Annotated in this window: 14 protein-coding genes; 6 read left to right on the forward strand and 8 right to left on the reverse strand. The window is 71.9% G+C overall.

Going from position 1 to position 15,656, the window contains the following annotated elements:
- The first annotated feature begins 55 nt into the window (after positions 1–55).
- Positions 56–649: an isopentenyl-diphosphate Delta-isomerase gene (idi, locus tag DI272_RS07840; protein ID WP_109494638.1), complete on the forward strand. Its 594-nt coding sequence runs from the start codon at positions 56–58 to the stop codon at positions 647–649.
- 6 nt (positions 650–655) lie between these two features.
- Here the strand turns inward: idi and DI272_RS07845 are convergent, their stop codons facing one another.
- Complete coding sequence (locus tag DI272_RS07845) at positions 656–1,144, reverse strand: ATP-binding protein (protein ID WP_109494639.1); 489 nt, start codon at positions 1,142–1,144, stop codon at positions 656–658.
- A gap of 174 nt (positions 1,145–1,318) precedes the next feature.
- Positions 1,319–1,978, reverse strand: coding sequence for an HdeD family acid-resistance protein (locus tag DI272_RS07850; protein WP_109494640.1), 660 nt, complete (start codon positions 1,976–1,978; stop codon positions 1,319–1,321).
- 65 nt (positions 1,979–2,043) lie between these two features.
- Between DI272_RS07850 and DI272_RS07855 the strand changes: the two genes are divergently transcribed.
- A complete protein-coding gene (locus DI272_RS07855; protein WP_109494641.1) occupies positions 2,044–2,793 on the forward strand; it encodes an enoyl-CoA hydratase/isomerase family protein in 750 nt (249 codons plus the stop codon).
- A gap of 37 nt (positions 2,794–2,830) precedes the next feature.
- On the opposite strand, the gene DI272_RS07860 is transcribed toward DI272_RS07855, so the two are convergent.
- Both DI272_RS07860 and DI272_RS07865 read right to left on the reverse strand, forming a co-directional pair.
- Positions 2,831–3,466, reverse strand: a complete 636-nt coding sequence (locus DI272_RS07860) for a DJ-1/PfpI family protein (protein WP_109494642.1) — start codon at positions 3,464–3,466, stop codon at positions 2,831–2,833.
- 15 nt (positions 3,467–3,481) lie between these two features.
- On the reverse strand, positions 3,482–4,441 hold the full coding sequence (locus DI272_RS07865) for a GlxA family transcriptional regulator (RefSeq protein WP_109494643.1): 960 nt from the start codon (positions 4,439–4,441) through the stop codon (positions 3,482–3,484).
- Between the two features lie 113 nt (positions 4,442–4,554).
- Here DI272_RS07865 and DI272_RS07870 point away from each other — a divergent pair, with 113 nt between their 5' ends.
- The 3 genes from DI272_RS07870 to DI272_RS07875 all read left to right on the forward strand — a co-directional run bounded on the left by DI272_RS07870 (position 4,555) and on the right by DI272_RS07875 (position 8,093).
- The gene (locus tag DI272_RS07870) at positions 4,555–5,424 is read left to right on the forward strand and encodes a hypothetical protein (RefSeq protein WP_109494644.1); all 870 of its coding nucleotides are present in this window, start codon (positions 4,555–4,557) and stop codon (positions 5,422–5,424) included.
- A 105-nt stretch (positions 5,425–5,529) separates the two neighbouring features.
- On the forward strand, positions 5,530–5,661 hold the full coding sequence (locus DI272_RS45150) for an LPFR motif small protein (RefSeq protein WP_258314486.1): 132 nt from the start codon (positions 5,530–5,532) through the stop codon (positions 5,659–5,661).
- 80 nt (positions 5,662–5,741) lie between these two features.
- Positions 5,742–8,093 carry a Tex family protein gene (locus DI272_RS07875; RefSeq protein WP_109494645.1) on the forward strand — a complete coding sequence of 784 codons (2,352 nt, stop codon included), beginning with the start codon at positions 5,742–5,744 and terminating at the stop codon, positions 8,091–8,093.
- 56 nt (positions 8,094–8,149) lie between these two features.
- Here DI272_RS07875 and DI272_RS07880 read toward each other — a convergent pair whose 3' ends face one another.
- Both DI272_RS07880 and DI272_RS07885 read right to left on the reverse strand, forming a co-directional pair.
- Positions 8,150–9,793 (reverse strand): ABC-F family ATP-binding cassette domain-containing protein, encoded by a 1,644-nt coding sequence (locus DI272_RS07880; protein WP_109494646.1) that lies wholly within the window; start codon positions 9,791–9,793, stop codon positions 8,150–8,152.
- Positions 9,794–9,864: 71 nt separating this feature from the next.
- The gene (locus DI272_RS07885) at positions 9,865–10,887 is read right to left on the reverse strand and encodes an oxidoreductase (protein ID WP_109494647.1); all 1,023 of its coding nucleotides are present in this window, start codon (positions 10,885–10,887) and stop codon (positions 9,865–9,867) included.
- A gap of 66 nt (positions 10,888–10,953) precedes the next feature.
- On the opposite strand from DI272_RS07885, the gene DI272_RS07890 reads away from it, so the two are divergent.
- A complete protein-coding gene (locus tag DI272_RS07890) occupies positions 10,954–11,904 on the forward strand; it encodes an FAD-dependent oxidoreductase (protein WP_109494648.1) in 951 nt (316 codons plus the stop codon).
- Positions 11,905–11,914: 10 nt separating this feature from the next.
- Here the strand turns inward: DI272_RS07890 and DI272_RS07895 are convergent, their stop codons facing one another.
- Both DI272_RS07895 and DI272_RS07900 read right to left on the reverse strand, forming a co-directional pair.
- Entirely contained in the window at positions 11,915–13,618 is a 1,704-nt protein-coding gene (locus tag DI272_RS07895) for a BCCT family transporter (RefSeq protein WP_109494649.1), read from the reverse strand.
- 65 nt (positions 13,619–13,683) lie between these two features.
- Entirely contained in the window at positions 13,684–15,648 is a 1,965-nt protein-coding gene (locus DI272_RS07900) for a Xaa-Pro dipeptidyl-peptidase (RefSeq protein ID WP_109494650.1), read from the reverse strand.
- Between the last annotated feature and the right edge of the window lie 8 nt (positions 15,649–15,656).

Here is a 15,656-nt window from a genome sequence, read left to right on the forward strand (position 1 = left end):
GTGCCGTGTCCGTACGGCACACTTGGGGCGCGTAGGACCGATGCGAAGGATGGGTATGCCGATCACACCTGCCACCGCGACGCACAGCTCGTCGAACGGCACCGCTGACCCGATTCTGCTGGAACTGGTCGACGAGGACGGCGTCACGATCGGCACCGCGGAGAAGCTCGCCGCCCATCAGCCACCCGGGCAGCTGCACCGCGCCTTCTCCGTGTTCCTCTTCGACGAGCAGGGGCGGCTGCTGCTCCAGCAGCGCGCCCTGGGCAAGTACCACTCCCCCGGCGTGTGGTCCAACACCTGCTGCGGCCACCCCTACCCCGGCGAGGCACCCTTCGCGGCGGCGGCCCGGCGGACCTACGAGGAGCTGGGCGCGTCCCCGTCGCTGCTCGCGGAGGCGGGCACCGTGCGCTACAACCACCCGGACCCGGACTCGGGGCTGGTGGAGCAGGAGTACAACCACCTCTTCGTCGGGCTGGTGCAGGCGCCGCTGCGCCCGGACCCGGAGGAGGTCGGCTCGACGGCCTTCGTGACCCCGGCCGAGCTGGCCGAGCGGCACGCCGAGGACACCTTCTCGTCCTGGTTCATGACGGTGCTGGACGCGGCCCGGCCCGCGGTACGGGAACTGACGGGGCCGAAGGCCGGCTGGTAGCCGGGCCTACGGCACCCGCACCGGTGTGAGCGGCAGGGCGGCCCAGATCACCTTGCCGCCGTTCGCCGTCTGCTCCACGTCGCAGACGCCGCCCGCCTCGCGCGTGACCTCACGCACCAGCAGCAGCCCACGGCCGTTCTCACCGCTGTGGTCGGCCTCCAGGGCGATCGGGCGGTACGGGTGGTTGTCCTCGACGGACACCCGCACCCACTCCGCTCCGACGGCCACCTCCACGGCGAGCATCGGCGACAGCAGGGCCGCGTGCCGCACCGCATTGGTGACCAGCTCCGAGACGATCAGCAGCAGCCCCTGCACCAGGTCGTCCGAGACGGGCACCCCCTGACGCAGCAGCAGATCGCGCACGGCGTGCCGTGCCTGGGGTACGGAGGCGTCCACGGCGGGGGCGGTGAACCGCCAGACGCCCTCGTAAGGCAGCGGGTCCGCGTCCACGCCGCCCGGTGGGCGCGGGCCTGACCCGCGCCCGTGGTTCTCCATCGTCCGGTCGCCACCCTCACGCTCGATTGTCACCACACCTCGAGTGTTGGTAACGCGTCACCGCGCTCCGGATGGCTGAACACAAGTCAGCGGATATCGAGCGTTTGTGATCGCCGACGCAAGACTTGAGTCGATACGGGATCGCTCCCGCCCTCGTTGTGCCGGGTTCGCGAACTATTCCGGTGGCGTGGGTTCGGCGGGTGCCTCGTCCGGCGCGCGCCGTGTGCCGTCCTCGGCGGTGAGCCGGTCGGAGACCATGCCGACGATGCGCCGGCCGCCGTAGCCGGTGGCGATCAGGCCGAGGCCGTCGAAGAGGAGCGCGAGGGAGAAGAAGCAGCCGATGACGTACTTGCTGCTGCTCGGCCAGGAGCTCAGCACGAGGATGCCGAGCAGCAGGCCGAAGGCGCCCTGCACCAGCGTCCAGCCGAACTGCGGGCCGCGCACCACCAGGCTGCCGACCAGCCGGAACACCCCGCCGGTGAGGAAGAGCAGCGCGGCGAACATGGTCAGCGCCTCGGCCGCCGCCTCGGGCCTGCGGATGACGACCACGCCGGCCGCGATGTTCAGGGCGGCGACGACCACCCCGAGCCAGAAGAAGTTGGTGCCGCGCGCCTGGATCGCGTGCAGCAGGCCCACGGCGCCGCCGATGAGCAGCAGCCAGCCGAACAGCAGCATCGAGGTGAGTGTGGCCACGCCGGTGTAGATCAGCCCGACGAGTCCCGCGAGGACCAGGATCACGCCGAGCGCGGCCAGCCAGCCGAAGCCCCGGCTCAGTTTCGCGGTCTCGTCCTTGCCCTTGCCCTTGCCGTCCTTGACCTTGCCGTCCCTGACCATCGGCGCCTCCTCGCACGGGGCCCCTCCCCGATCGTACGGTCGGCGGGTGCGGTTAGCATCCGGCCATGGAGCCCCAGCTGCAGCACAGCGTGACCGATTCGGTCGCCACCGTCGTCATCCACCACCCGGCCAAGCGCAACGCCATGACGGCCGCGATGTGGCGGTCGCTGCCGCCGCTGCTCGACACGCTGGCCGCCGACGCGGACGTACGGGCGCTGGTGCTGACCGGTGAGGGCGGGACGTTCTGCGCGGGCGCCGACATCTCCACCCTCCAGGGGTCTGCGGAGGAGGCGCAGGGGCTGGCGGTCGCGGCCGAGGAGGCGCTCGCGGCGTTCCCGAAGCCGACGCTGGCGGTGATCCGGGGGCACTGCGTGGGCGGCGGGTCGCAGCTCGCGGCGGCCTGCGACCTGCGGTTCGCGGCGGAGGGCGCCCTGTTCGGGGTGACGCCGGCCAAGCTGGGGATCGTGTATCCGGCCTCCTCCACGCGGCGGTTGGTGGCGCTGGTCGGGCCGGCCGCCGCCAAGTACCTGCTCTTCTCGGGCGAGTTGATCGATGCGGAGCGGGCGCTGCGTACGGGCCTGGTGGACGAGGTGCCGGCGGAGGGTGAACTCGACAAGCGGGTCGCCGAGTTCACCCGCATCCTGGTGTCCCGCTCGCAGTTGACGCAGGCGGCGGCGAAGGAGTTCGCCAACGGCCGCACGGACCGGGACGGTTACTGGGCCGAGCGGGCGCGCGACAGCGGCGACACCGCGGAGGGCGTCGCCGCGTTCCTGGAGCGCAGGCAGCCGCGCTTCACCTGGACGACGTCGGGATGAGACCCAGGTCAGGACGGTGCCTGCGTCAGGATGAGGCCTACGTCAGGATGAAGCGGCTCTTGGTGCGGAACTCCGCCACGAGGTGGGCCGGGGCCTTCTCCGGCGAGCCGGCGTCGTAGGGCGGCTGCGGGTCGTACTCGGTCAACAGCTGGACGGCCTGGGCGTGTTCGTCGCCGGCGATCCTGCCGAGCAGGGTGAGACCCATGTCGATGCCGGAGGAGACGCCGGCGGCGGTGACGTACTTGCCGTCGAGGACGACCCGCTCCCCCGTGGGCTCGGCGCCGTACTGCTTCAGGACGTCCAGGGCCAGCCAGTGCGAGGTCGCGCGGCGGCCCGCCAGCAGTCCGGCGGCGGCCAGCAGCAGGGAGCCGGTGCACACGGACGTCGTCCAGGTGCTGGTGGCGTCGGCGGCGCGCAGCCAGTCGAGCAGCACCGGGTTCTCCATCTGCGGGGTCTGGCCGGGTCCGCCGGGCACGATCACGATGTCGGGGTTCGGCACCTCGGCCAAGCTCTTGTCGGCGGTGAGGGCGAGGTGCCCGGTGTCGGTGCGGACCGGGCCGGTGCGCTCGGCGACGAAGACGGTCTCCGCGTCGGGGAGGCGGCCGAGGGTCTCGTAGGGCCCGACCGCGTCGAGGGCGGTGAAGCGGTCGAAGAGGACGATGGCGATCTGCACGTCTGTGTGGTCCTTTCAGTGAGCCGGTACCGGGTGGAACCGGCGGCGGTACTCGGCCGGTGGCGCGCCGAGCGAGCGGACGAAGGCGCGGCGCATGGCCTCGGGCGTGCCGTAGCCGCTGGCGCGGGAGATCTCCTCGACGCCGTCGGCGGTGTCCTCCAGCAGGCGCCGGGCGTGTTCGAGGCGGACCCGGTCGACGTAGCGGCCGGGGGTCATGCCGGTCTCGGCCCGGAAGGCGCGGGCGAAGTGGCGTGGGGAGAGCCGCGCGCGGGCGGCGAGGGACTCGACTCCGAGGTCGCCGTCCGGGTGCTCGGTGATCCACTGCTGGACCTCGCGCAGCGGCTCGCGCCGCGCGGTCTGGCCGGCCAACTGGGCGCTGAACTGGGCCTGGTTGCCGGGCCGGCGGAGGAAGACGACCAGATGGCGGGCGATCGTCAGGGCTACGTCCCGGTCCAGGTCCTCCTCGACGAGGGCGAGCGCGAGATCGATGCCGGCGGTGACTCCGGCGGACGTGGCGACGTTGCCGTCCCGGATGTAGATCGGATCGGGTTCGACGTCGACCGCCGGGTGATCGCGGGCGAGCGTGTCGCTGTACGCCCAGTGGGTGGTGACGCGGTGACCGTCCAGCAGGCCCGCGGCGGCGAGCAGGATCGCCCCGGTGCACACCGAGACCAGCCGCCGGGCGCGTGGCCCGTGCGCCCGCAGCCAGTCGGTCAGCCGGGGGTCGGGGCTGCGCGTGCCCTCCCCGCCCGGGACGAGGAGGGTGTGCGGGGCCGGGGCGTCGGGCAGGGCGAGGTCCGGTACGACGGTCAGGCCGCTGGAGGTGCGCACGGGGGCGCCGTCCAGGGAGGCGGTGCGGATGCGGTAGGTGCCCGGCGTGTGGTGCTCGGCCCCGGTGAACACCTCCAGGGGGCCGGTGACGTCGAGGCTCTGCACGCCGTCGAAGAGGACGACGAGGACGGTTCGCTGCGTCATGTCGTCGATTCTTGGCGGCCCGCGCGATGGCCGCAATGACGAGCAGCCCACCTTTTCTGCCATCGCGGACGGCCCCCTGGGCGACGTACCAAGCGGTTGGTAACCTCCCCGGCATGACTACTGCCGTCATCGAGCCGCGGGCCGGCCGCCGCTGTCAGAACGTCCTCAACGCGCTGCACGCCACGTCCTACTTCGCCCCCGAGCTGGGCGAGGAGATGGCCGGGATCGGGATCACGCACCGCCACGCCGTCAACTTCGCGGTGCGGGCCGCCGCGATGGGGGCGGTGGGGGCCGGGGTGGTCACGGCGGCCTTCTACAACTACAAGCACGAACTGGTGGCCCGGCACGTCCCCGCCGTGTGGGAGACCGCCTCCCCGCAGGCCGTGCTGGCGGCACGCGCGCGTGCCGTCGACACGCTGCTGCGCCGGCTGCTGGGCGAGGAGGCGGTGGCGTCCCCTGAACTGGCCGAGGCCGCCGAGCTGGCGCTGCGCGCCACCGAGGGCTGCTCGCGCAGCGCCCGCCCGCTGTACGCGGCGCACGCGGACCTGCCGGTGCCCGAGGAGCCGCACCTGGCGTACTTCCACGCCGCGACCCTGCTGCGCGAGCACCGGGGCGACGGGCATCTCGCCGCACTGCTGGCGGCGGGCCTGGACGGTCTGGAGGCCGTGGTCACCCACACCGCGACCGGCAAGGGCATCGCGCCGAAGTGGGTGTTCACCACCCGCGGCTGGACCCAGGAGGACTGGGACGCGGCGTCCGACCGGCTCCGGGACCGCGGCCTGCTGGACGGGACCGGCGAGCTGACCGGGCGGGGCGTCGCCCTGCGTGCGGAGATCGAGGACATGACCGACCGCCTGGACCGGGCGCCGTACGAACTCCTGGGCGCCCGGGGCGTGTCGCGACTCACCGAGCTGGCCTCGGGATTCGCGCGCACGGCGATGGCGGCGGGAGCCTATCCGGCGGACCTGTTCGGCAAGGGCTGAGCGGTCCCGGCTCCGCGCCGTCCGCCGTCGCGCGCATGTCAGTGCGAAGGTGCGGTACCCGGTCCTCGTCCGGTCGCCGTGACCGGGCGAGGAAAGGAGACACCTGTGTTCCGTGCCATCGCTGATGTCCTGCGCCAGATCGGCGGCGCCGTCGCCACCGTCGTGACGCTGCCCTTCCGGGCCCTGGCCCGCCTCTTCGGCGGAGCCTCGGGTTCCGCACGGGGTCGCCGGGCCTGATGGCCGCGCCCTGAGCCCCGACTGTCCGTGCCACCTGCCACAATTGCCGCGCAACCTCAGTGAGAAGGCGGTACGGGATCGTGACGACACGCACCCCCATCGGCGTTGGGTCCATCGAAGGAAGGATCGCCGAGGAGCTCGGCGTACGGGAGCGGCAGGTCAAGGCCGCCGTGGAGCTGCTCGACGGCGGTTCGACGGTGCCTTTCATCGCCCGCTACCGCAAGGAAGCGACCGAGATGCTCGACGACGCGCAGCTGCGCACGATCGAGGAGCGGCTGCGCTATCTGCGGGAGCTGGAGGAGCGGCGGACGGCGATCCTCGAGTCGGTGCGTGAGCAGGGCAAGCTCACCGAGGAGCTGGAGGCGCAGATCCGCGGCGCCGAGACCAAGGCGCGCCTCGAGGACATCTACCTGCCGTACAAGCCCAAGCGGCGGACCAAGGCGCAGATCGCGCGCGAGGCCGGGCTGGAGCCGCTGGCGGACGGGCTGCTCGGTGACCCGACGGTCGACCCGCTCGCCGCTGCCGCCGCGTTCGTCGACGCCGACAAGGGTGTCGCCGACCCGCAGGCGGCGCTGGACGGCGCCCGGGCGATCCTCACCGAGCGGTTCTCCGAGGACGCCGACCTGATCGGCGAGCTGCGCGAGCGCATGTGGGTGCGGGGGCGGCTGGCGGCGAAGGTGAAGGACGGCAAGGAGGAGGCGGGCGCCAAGTTCGCCGACTACTTCGACTTCGCCGAGCCGTTCAAGGAGCTGCCCTCGCACCGCGTCCTGGCGATGCTGCGCGGCGAGAAGGAGGAGGTCCTCGACCTCGTCCTGGAGCCCGAGGAGCCCACCGACGGGCCGTCGTCCTACGAGGGGATCGTCGCCCACAAGTTCGGTATTGCCGACCGAGGGCGCCCCGCCGACAAGTGGCTCAAGGACACCGTCCGTTGGGCCTGGCGGACCCGCATCCTCGTGCACCTCGGCATCGACCTGCGGCTGCGGCTGCGCACGGCAGCCGAGGACGAGGCGGTGGACGTGTTCGCGAAGAACCTCCGCGACCTGCTGCTCGCCGCCCCGGCCGGCACGCGCGCGACGCTGGGCCTGGACCCCGGCTTCCGTACGGGCGTGAAGGTCGCCGTCGTCGACGCCACCGGCAAGGTCGTCGCCACGGACGTCATCTACCCGCACGTCCCGGCCAACAAGTGGGACGAGGCGCTCGCCAAGCTGGCCGTGCTCGCCGCCCGCCACTCGGTCGAGCTGATCGCGATCGGCAACGGCACCGCGTCCCGCGAGACCGACAAGCTCGCCGGTGAACTCATTTCCAAGCACCCGGAGTTGAAGCTCACCAAGGTGATGGTGTCCGAGGCGGGCGCGTCCGTGTACTCGGCCTCCGCGTTCGCCTCGCAGGAGTTGCCCGACATGGACGTGTCGCTGCGCGGCGCGGTCTCCATCGCCCGCCGCCTCCAGGACCCGCTGGCCGAGCTGGTGAAGATCGACCCGAAGTCGATCGGCGTCGGCCAGTACCAGCACGACCTGTCCGAGGTGAAGCTGTCGCGCTCGCTGGACGCGGTGGTCGAGGACTGTGTGAACGGCGTCGGCGTGGACGTGAACACCGCCTCCGCCCCGCTGCTCGCCCGGGTCTCCGGCATCACCTCCGGGCTCGCCGAGAACATCGTGTCGCACCGCGACGCCAACGGGCCGTTCACGTCCCGTACCGAGCTGAAGAAGGTCGCGCGGCTCGGGCCCAAGGCCTACGAGCAGTGCGCGGGCTTCCTGCGCATCCGCGGCGGCGCCGACCCGCTGGACGCGTCCAGCGTCCACCCGGAGGCGTACCCGGTCGTGCGGCGCATGGTGAAGACGGCCGGTCAGGACGTCGCCTCCCTGATCGGCAACACGGGTGTGCTGCGCTCGCTGCGGCCGCAGGAGTTCGTGGACGAGACGTTCGGTCTGCCGACCGTGACCGACATCCTCAAGGAGCTGGAGAAGCCGGGGCGCGACCCGCGGCCCGCGTTCAAGACGGCGACCTTCAAGGAAGGCGTCGAGAAGATCGGCGACCTGGCTCCCGGGATGATCCTGGAGGGCGTCGTGACGAACGTGGCCGCGTTCGGGGCGTTCATCGACATCGGTGTCCACCAGGACGGTCTGGCGCATGTCTCGGCGCTGTCGAAGACGTTCGTGAAGGACCCGCGCGATGTGGTCAAGCCCGGTGACATCGTCAAGGTGAAGGTCCTCGACGTCGACATTCCGCGCAAGCGGATCTCGCTGACGCTGCGGCTCGACGACGAGAAGGCTCCGCAGGGTGCGCAGGGGGGCGGGGGTGAGCGTCGGCAGCGGGGTGGGCGGCCGCCTCAGCAGCGCCAGCAGCGCCAGGCTCCGCCGCCGGCCAACGGTGCGATGGCTGACGCCCTCAGGCGTGCGGGGTTGCTGGACCCGAAGAACAAGGGGCGGTAGCGGTTCTTGGGGAACTGCGGGGCCGGTGGTGGCTGGTCGCGCAGTTCCCCGCGCCCCTACGGGGTTTCAGTCACCTTGCCCGCTGAGACCTCCAAGCGGCGGGTCACCCTCACGGCATCCAGCATTCTGCGGTCATGGGTGACCAGCAGGAGCGTGCCCTCGTAGGCGTCCAGGGCCTGTTCCAGCTGTTCGATCGCCGGTAGGTCCAGGTGGTTCGTCGGCTCGTCCAGGACCAGGAGGTTGACGCCCCTGCCCTGGAGCAGGGCCAGTGCCGCGCGCGTGCGCTCGCCCGGGGACAGGGTCGCCGCCGAGCGCAGCACGTGGTCCGCCTTCAGGCCGAACTTGGCCAGCAGCGTGCGCACTTCCGCCGGTTCGGTGTCGGGGACGGCCGCGCCGAAGGCGTCCAGCAGGGTCTCCTCGCCGTGGAAGAGCTTGCGGGCCTGGTCGACCTCGCCGATCAGGACGCCCGAGCCGAGGGAGGCCGTGCCGCTGTCGACGGGGACGCGGCCCAGGAGGGCGGCCAGCAGGGTCGACTTGCCGGCGCCGTTCGCACCCGTCACCGCGACCCGGTCCGCCCAGTCGATCTGGAGGGAGACGGGGCCGAGGGTGAAGTCGCCGCGCCGCACCTCCGCGTCGCGCAGGGTCGCCACGACCGACCCCGAGCGCGGGGCCGACGCGATCTCCATGCGCAGTTCCCACTCCTTGCGGGGCTCCTCGACGACGTCGAGGCGTTCGATCATGCGCTGGGTCTGGCGGGCCTTCGCGGCCTGCTTCTCGCTGGCCTCGCTGCGGAACTTGCGGCCGATCTTGTCGTTGTCGTTGTTCGCCTTGCGGCGCGCGTTCTTGACGCCCTTGTCCATCCAGGAGCGCTGCATCTGCGCCCGGTCCTGGAGGGCGGCCTTCTTGTCGGCGTACTCCTCGTAGTCGTCGCGGGCGTGCCGGCGGGCGACCGCGCGTTCCTCCAGGTAGGCCTCGTAGCCGCCGCCGTAGAGGTTGATCTGGCCCTGGGCGAGGTCGAGTTCGAGGACCTTGGTGACCGTGCGGGTGAGGAACTCACGGTCGTGGCTGACCACGACGGTGCCGGCGCGCAGGCCTCCGACGAAGCGTTCCAGGCGCTCCAGGCCGTCGAGGTCGAGGTCGTTGGTGGGCTCGTCGAGGAGGAAGACGTCGTATCGGGACAGGAGCAGGGAGGCGAGTCCGGCGCGGGCCGCCTGGCCGCCGGACAGGGACGTCATCGGCTGGTCGAGGTCGACCGCGAGGCCGAGGGTGTCGGCGATCTCCTCGGCCCGTTCGTCGAGGTCGGCGCCGCCGAGGTCGAGCCACCGTTCCAGGCTGGTGGCGTAGGCGTCGTCCGCGCCGGGCGCGCCGTCGACGAGCGCCTGGGTCGCCTCGTCCATGAGCCGCTGGGCCTCGGCGACACCGGTGCGGCGGGCCAGGAAGGCGCGGATCGTCTCGCCGGGGCGGCGCTCCGGCTCCTGCGGGAGGTGGCCGACGGTCGCGGTCGGCGGGGAGAGCCTGAGCTCGCCCTCCTCCGGCGCGGTCAGCCCGGCGAGCAGCCTGAGCAGGGTGGACTTGCCCGCGCCGTTGGCGCCGACCAGCCCGATGACGTCGCCGGGCGCGACGACGAGGTCGAGCCCGGTGAACAGGGAGCGGTCGCCGTGGCCGGCGGCGAGGTTCTTGGCGACGAGGGTGGCAGTCATCAGGGGATCGATTTTAGCGAGGGTGATCGGGCGGTGTCCCTCGCGTTCCGGCGGTGTCCGCCTGCCGCCCGTCAGTGCGCCATCGCCTCCACCAGCACGCTCCCCGATGTCCGTGCCACCACGAAGGCCTCCCCCTTCACCGCCTTGGCGTCCAGGGCGATGCGATGCCGCCCGGCCTCCAGGACACCGTCGAAGACCTCCTCGGCGTGGGTGCGCAGGAGCCGGTCGAGGCGGTACGCGGTGAGGCGTACCCGGCAGGGCGAGGTGACCTCGACGCCCGCCTCGCCGTCGGCGGCGACCAGGCGGGTGAGGCGGCGCTGTTCCTCGGGGCTGCGGTCGAGGGCGTGCTCGATCTGCGCGACTAGGAGGGGGACGATCGGGGCGAGTCCGTCGACGTACGTCACGTCCACGCCCGCGCGGTCGAAGGCGCGGCGCACGGAGGCACGCTCCTCCTCGCCGGCGCCCCGGCCGAAGGCGACGGCTCCGTAGCCGCGCAGTTCGTCGGCGGGGACGCCGTCGGCGTCGTGCGCGATGTCGGCGCCGATGCCGATGGTGCGCAGGGCGGCGGCGAGCTTGGCCAGCAGGGCGACGCGGGCGCCGATCAGCAGGACGCGGCGGCGCGGGCCCGCCGTGCCGGAGGCGAGCAGGGAGTCGAGGGCCGCGCGGTACTCGGCGCCGCGGAACCGGAAGGGACCGATGCCGTCGTAGCCGTTGAACTCCAGGTCGGCCACGGCATCGGTCTGCCAGGCGAAGTCCCGCCAGATGAAGTCGTCGCCCGCCTTCTCGATGACGGCGGTGACGGCACCGCAGGCGAGGTCCTCGCACTCGGGACAGCCGTAGATGACATAGCGCCCGCCCGGAAGCGGGGCGTCCGTCTCCAGCAGGAGGCTGCGGACCTGGGCGGTGAAGATCGAGGGCGGTACGTCCGAGGCGAGGGGGGAGACGGCGTCGAGGTCGGAGAGCTGGAAGAGCAACGGTCGTCCGTCGACGATGAAGTCCACGAAGTCGCGGTGGACTTGGTAGTCACCGTTGACGAGGACGCCACCGGCACGCATCGCCGGTGCCAGGCCGAAGGTCGCGTACTCGGCAGACATGCTGCGAGTATTCCCGCAGCAAGCGCCCTCTGAGCACGGCATGACACATTCCGCTACGGTCCGCTCGTGGACACTGAGCTGAGCGGCGAGGTCGTGGTGGTCGGCGGTGGCGTGATCGGGCTGACGACCGCCGTGGTGCTGGCCGAACGCGGTCACCGGGTGCGGGTGTGGACCCGGGACCCCGTGGAGCGGACCACCTCGGCCGTTGCCGGGGCGCTGTGGTGGCCGTACCGGATCGAGCCGGTCGGACTGGCGCGCGCGTGGGCGCTGCGCTCGCTGGACGTGTACGAGGAACTGGCGGCCGACCCGGACCGTACCGGCGTACGCATGGTCGAAGGGGTACTGGGCGAGGAGGAGCTGGACGACGGGTTCGCCTGGCTGACCGGGCGGCTGCCGGGGCTGCGGGCGGCCACGGCCGAGGAGTACGCCGGGACCGGGCTGTGGGCGCGGCTGCCGCTGATCGACATGGCGGCCCATCTGCCGTGGCTGCGGCGGCGGTTGCTGGCGGCGGGCGGGTCCGTCGAGACGCGTACGGTGTCCGATCTCGCGGCGGTCGGGGCGTCCGTGGTGGTGAACTGCACGGGGCTCGGTGCGCGTGAGCTGGTGGCGGACACGTCGATGGTGCCGGTGCGGGGGCAGTTGGTCGTGGTGGAGAACCCGGGCATCCGGACGTGGGTGGTGTCGAAGGGCGCCGACGGGGAGATGGCGTACTTCTTCCCGCAGCCCGGCCGGCTGCTGCTGGGCGGGACGGCGGACGACGGCGCGTGGTCCACGGAACCGGACGCGGCGGTGGCCGCGGCGATCGTACGGCGGTGTGCGGCACTGCAGCCGGAGATCGCCGGGGCGCGCGTGCTGGACCACCGGGTGGGGCTGCGGCCCGCGCGGGACGCGGTCCGGCTGGAGCGTGAACTCCTGCCGGGCGGAGGGATGTTGGTGCACAACTACGGGCACGGCGGGGCGGGCGTGACGGTGGCGTGGGGGTGCGCGGAGGAGGCCGCGGGGCTGGCCTCCTCCTGAACCGCCCTGGTCAGCCGTGGTCGTGGCCCAGCGGGTCGCCCTCCGTCTCCGTGCCCGGACCCGGGCCGACCTTGATCTCGAACTCGCCGTCGTATTTCCTGTGGCCCTCGATCACGGCGAGTTCGACGGCCTCCGAGCCCATCGCGCCGCGCACGACGACCGGGTCGCGGCGCAAGTCGCGCATGAGGGCGACGCACATGCCGATCATCACCAGGACGAAGGGCGCGGCGGCCAGGATCGTCAGGTTCTGCAGGCCGGTGAGGGCGTCGCCCTGGCCGCTGCCGACGAGCAGCATGATGGCGGCGACGGCCCCGGTGACGACGCCCCAGAACACCACGACGAACCGGCCGGGTTCGAGGGCGCCCTTCTGGGAGAGCGTGCCCATCACGATGGAGGCGGCGTCGGCTCCCGACACGAAAAAGATGCCGACGAGGATCATCACCAGCAGGCTGGTCCCCGTGGCGATGGGGAACTCCTGGAGCACGCCGAAGAGTTGCCCCTCCGGGGTGTCCTCGCCGCCGAGCGCGCCGCCCTCCTTCAGCTTCATCGCCGAACCGCCGAAGACGGCGAACCAGATCAGGCTGACCGTGCTGGGGACGAGGATGACGCCGCCGACGAACTGGCGGATGGTGCGGCCGCGGCTGATGCGGGCGATGAACATGCCGACGAAGGGCGTCCAGGAGATCCACCAGGCCCAGTAGAAGACCGTCCAGCTGCCGAGCCAGTCCGCGACACCCTTGCCGCCGCTCGCCTCGGTACGGCCGGCGAGCTGGGGCAGGTCGCCGAGGTAGGCGAAGACCGAGGTGGGCAGCAGGTCCAGGACGATGATCGTGGGCCCGGCGACGAACACGAACACGGCGAGGATCAGGGCGAGCACCATGTTGGTGTTGGACAGCCACTGGATGCCCCGCTCGACACCGGAGACGGCGGAGGCGACGAAGGCCAGGGTGAGGACGGCGATGATGGCGACGAGCAGACCGGTGCTCACGTCGTCCATCCAGTCCAACTCCCGGAAGCCGGAGCCGATCTGGAGCGCGCCGAGGCCGAGGGAGGCCGCGGAGCCGAAGACGGTGGCGATGATCGCGAGGATGTCGATGACCCGCCCCACACCGCCGTCGGCGTGCCGCTCCCCGATGAGCGGGGTGAACACCGCGCTGATGGTCTGGCGGCGGCGCTTGCGGTAGGCGCTGTAGGCGATGCCGAGGCCGACCACCGCGTAGATCGCCCAGGGGTGGAGCGTCCAGTGGAAGAGGGTGGTGGCCATCGCCGTCTCCATGCGGTCACCGGAGTCGGCGGGGTCGGTACCCGGCGGCGGGGTGGTGTAGTGGGCGAGCGGCTCGCTCACGCCGTAGAACATCAGACCGATGCCCATGCCGGCGCTGAACATCATCGCGACCCACGACACGGTCCGGAACTCGGGCTCCTCGCCCTCGGCGCCGAGGTGGATGCGGCCGTAGCGGCTGACCGCGAGCCACAGGGCGAAGACCACGAAGCCCGAGGCGGCCAGCATGAAAGCCCAACCGCCGTTCTTGATCAGGCCGTTGAGCATCTTCGTGGAGACGCTCTCCAACGAGTCCGTCGCCGTGGCGCCCCAGACCACGAAGGCCACGGTGATGACGGCGGTGACACCGAACACCACACGGTCGGTGGTGTGGTCGCGGGGAAGGCCCGTCGTGCCTTCCCCGCGACCCCTTTTCTTCACGTCTTCCGTCATGTGCGGCACTTTCTCCCGAAACCCATGGGTACGACCTACCACAGGTGCCGCAGATGACCCGGGTTTCACCCGGTGGTGTCGCGCTCCCCGGGGACGCGCTGGACGGTCCGCGGCGCCTGGAGGCCGTCGAGAGGCGTGGCCTGCGGTACGGCGGTGGCGGCGCCGTCGGTGGCGTGCGCGAAGGCCGGGGCGCCGCCGACCAGCGGGACGCTGGCCTTCGTGCGGGACAGGTCGAGGGTGAGCGTCGGGGTGGTCGACGGCGGGTCGATCAGGTCCTTGTCAGTCCCCGCGACGATCAGGGCCAGACGGTGACCCGCCGGGACGACGTGGTCGGTGGCCGCCAGGTCGAGGGTGATCGTGTACGCCTTGCCCGGGGTGAGCGGGACGCCCTTGCCGGGGTTCGCCCAGGTGCCGAGGTCGGCCCAGCCGCGGCTGACCACCTCGTGGTCGACGTCGGCCGTCTTCGCCTGCGTCACCTTGAAGCAGGCGCTGTCACCAGCGGTGCTGACGCCCCAGCAGGTGCGCTCGGTGAGCGTGGTGATGCCCTCGCCGCTCGCCGCGTAGTCCCGGATGGTGTTCGGGCCGAGGTCCACGAGGACGGCGGAGAGGTGGGCCGTCGAGGTGGTGGGCGTGGCGGTGACGGTGACCTTCGAGGAGCCGGAGATGCGCAGGTCCCGGGTGAGCGCGCCGGTGGCGAAGCCCGCCTTGTCGGGGGTGGGGGTGTCGATCTGCGCGGCCCAGTCGGCCTCGCTCAGCGCCGGGTTGTCGGTGAAGGTCTCGGCGCCGCTGCCCTTGGTGAGGCCCAGGGTGCCGACGCCCTGCTGCGTGCCCCGGTCGGGGCGCAGGGTGGTGGCGCTGGTGCCGCGCGGGGGCCAGACCTTGGAGGTGACCCACTGGTCGGGGTGGCGCTCGATGTCGGCCATCGGCTCGCGGTCGATGCCGTTGTCGTAGCCGAGGAGTTCGTGGTCGAACCAGCGGTGCAGGGTGTCGACCCAGGCGGCGCGGCGGAAGTCGAAGGGGTCGACGTGGCCGGTCTGGGAGAGCCAGATCTTGCGCTCGACGCCGTTCTTCGCCAGGGCGTTCCACCACTGGCCGAGGTGCTTCATACGGACGTTGAGGTCCTGCTGACCGTGGATGGCGAAGACGCTGGCCTTCACCTTGGAGGCGTCCTTGACGTAGTCGCGCTCGGTCCAGAAGCCGGTCCAGTCGCCGGTGCGCGGGGCGCCGTCGACGATCCTCTGCTGCACGGCGGCGCACTTGGCGCGGGCGTCGGGGCTGTCGACGTAGTCGGAGAGCCAGTCGGGGCCGGAGTCGTAGAGCGGGGCGCCCTGCTGGAAGTAGTAGTCGTACCAGGAGGAGATGGCGCTGATCGGGACGATGGTCTTCAGGCCCTCGACGCCGGTCGCGGCGACGCCGTTGGCTATGGTGCCGTCCCAGCTCTTGCCGATCATGCCGGTTCTGCCGTTGGTCCAGGAGGCTTTGGTCTTCGTCGTGCCGGCCCGGGTCGTGTAGGCGGTGGCCCGGCCGTTCAGCCAGTCGACGACCGCTTTCGCCGACCGGATGTCCGAGCGGCCGCCGACGTCCACACAGCCGTCCGAGCGGTTGGTGCCGGCGAGGTCGACGCCGACGAAGGCGTAGCCGCGCGGCACGAAGTAGTTGTCGTAGAACAGCGGCATCTGGACGACGTCGCCGCTCGCGTCGTACGTCTTCTTCTGGCTCTCGTTGCCGCGCCCGCAGCAGGAGTAGTACGGGCTGGCGTCCATGATGACCGGCACCTTGCGGCCCTGCGCGGCGGGTTCGCGGGGGCGGACGATGTCGACGGCCACGCGGTCGTTCTTGCCGTCACCGTCCCCGTCGAGGCCGGTGTCCACCCAGACGGCCTCGCGGACGGCGTTCTCGTAGGAGTAGACGGGTCGGCTCTCCCGCGGCGCGGCCTGTGCGGCGGCCGGGGTGAGGAACGTGGCCAGCAGGGCGGCGGTGGCCGCCGTCGCGAGCGGTCTCCAGATCGTGAAGCGCGTGCGTATCGGCATGCGCGGAC

It is taken from the genome of Streptomyces sp. Act143 (genome assembly GCF_003143935.1).
In the GTDB taxonomy this organism is placed as follows: domain Bacteria; phylum Actinomycetota; class Actinomycetes; order Streptomycetales; family Streptomycetaceae; genus Streptomyces.

Excerpts from the sequence above, each read along its gene's own strand:
- idi (WP_109494638.1), top strand. The coding sequence starts at position 56 with ATGCCGATCACACCTGCCACCGCGACGCACAGCTCGTCGAACGGCACC.
- DI272_RS07845 (WP_109494639.1), bottom strand. The coding sequence starts at position 1,144 with ATGGAGAACCACGGGCGCGGGTCAGGCCCGCGCCCACCGGGCGGCGTG.
- DI272_RS07850 (WP_109494640.1), bottom strand. The coding sequence starts at position 1,978 with ATGGTCAGGGACGGCAAGGTCAAGGACGGCAAGGGCAAGGGCAAGGAC.
- DI272_RS07855 (WP_109494641.1), top strand. The coding sequence starts at position 2,044 with ATGGAGCCCCAGCTGCAGCACAGCGTGACCGATTCGGTCGCCACCGTC.
- DI272_RS07865 (WP_109494643.1), bottom strand. The coding sequence starts at position 4,441 with ATGACGCAGCGAACCGTCCTCGTCGTCCTCTTCGACGGCGTGCAGAGC.
- DI272_RS07870 (WP_109494644.1), top strand. The coding sequence starts at position 4,555 with ATGACTACTGCCGTCATCGAGCCGCGGGCCGGCCGCCGCTGTCAGAAC.
- DI272_RS07880 (WP_109494646.1), bottom strand. The coding sequence starts at position 9,793 with ATGACTGCCACCCTCGTCGCCAAGAACCTCGCCGCCGGCCACGGCGAC.
- DI272_RS07885 (WP_109494647.1), bottom strand. The coding sequence starts at position 10,887 with ATGTCTGCCGAGTACGCGACCTTCGGCCTGGCACCGGCGATGCGTGCC.
- DI272_RS07895 (WP_109494649.1), bottom strand. The coding sequence starts at position 13,618 with ATGACGGAAGACGTGAAGAAAAGGGGTCGCGGGGAAGGCACGACGGGC.
- DI272_RS07900 (WP_109494650.1), bottom strand. The coding sequence starts at position 15,648 with ATGCCGATACGCACGCGCTTCACGATCTGGAGACCGCTCGCGACGGCG.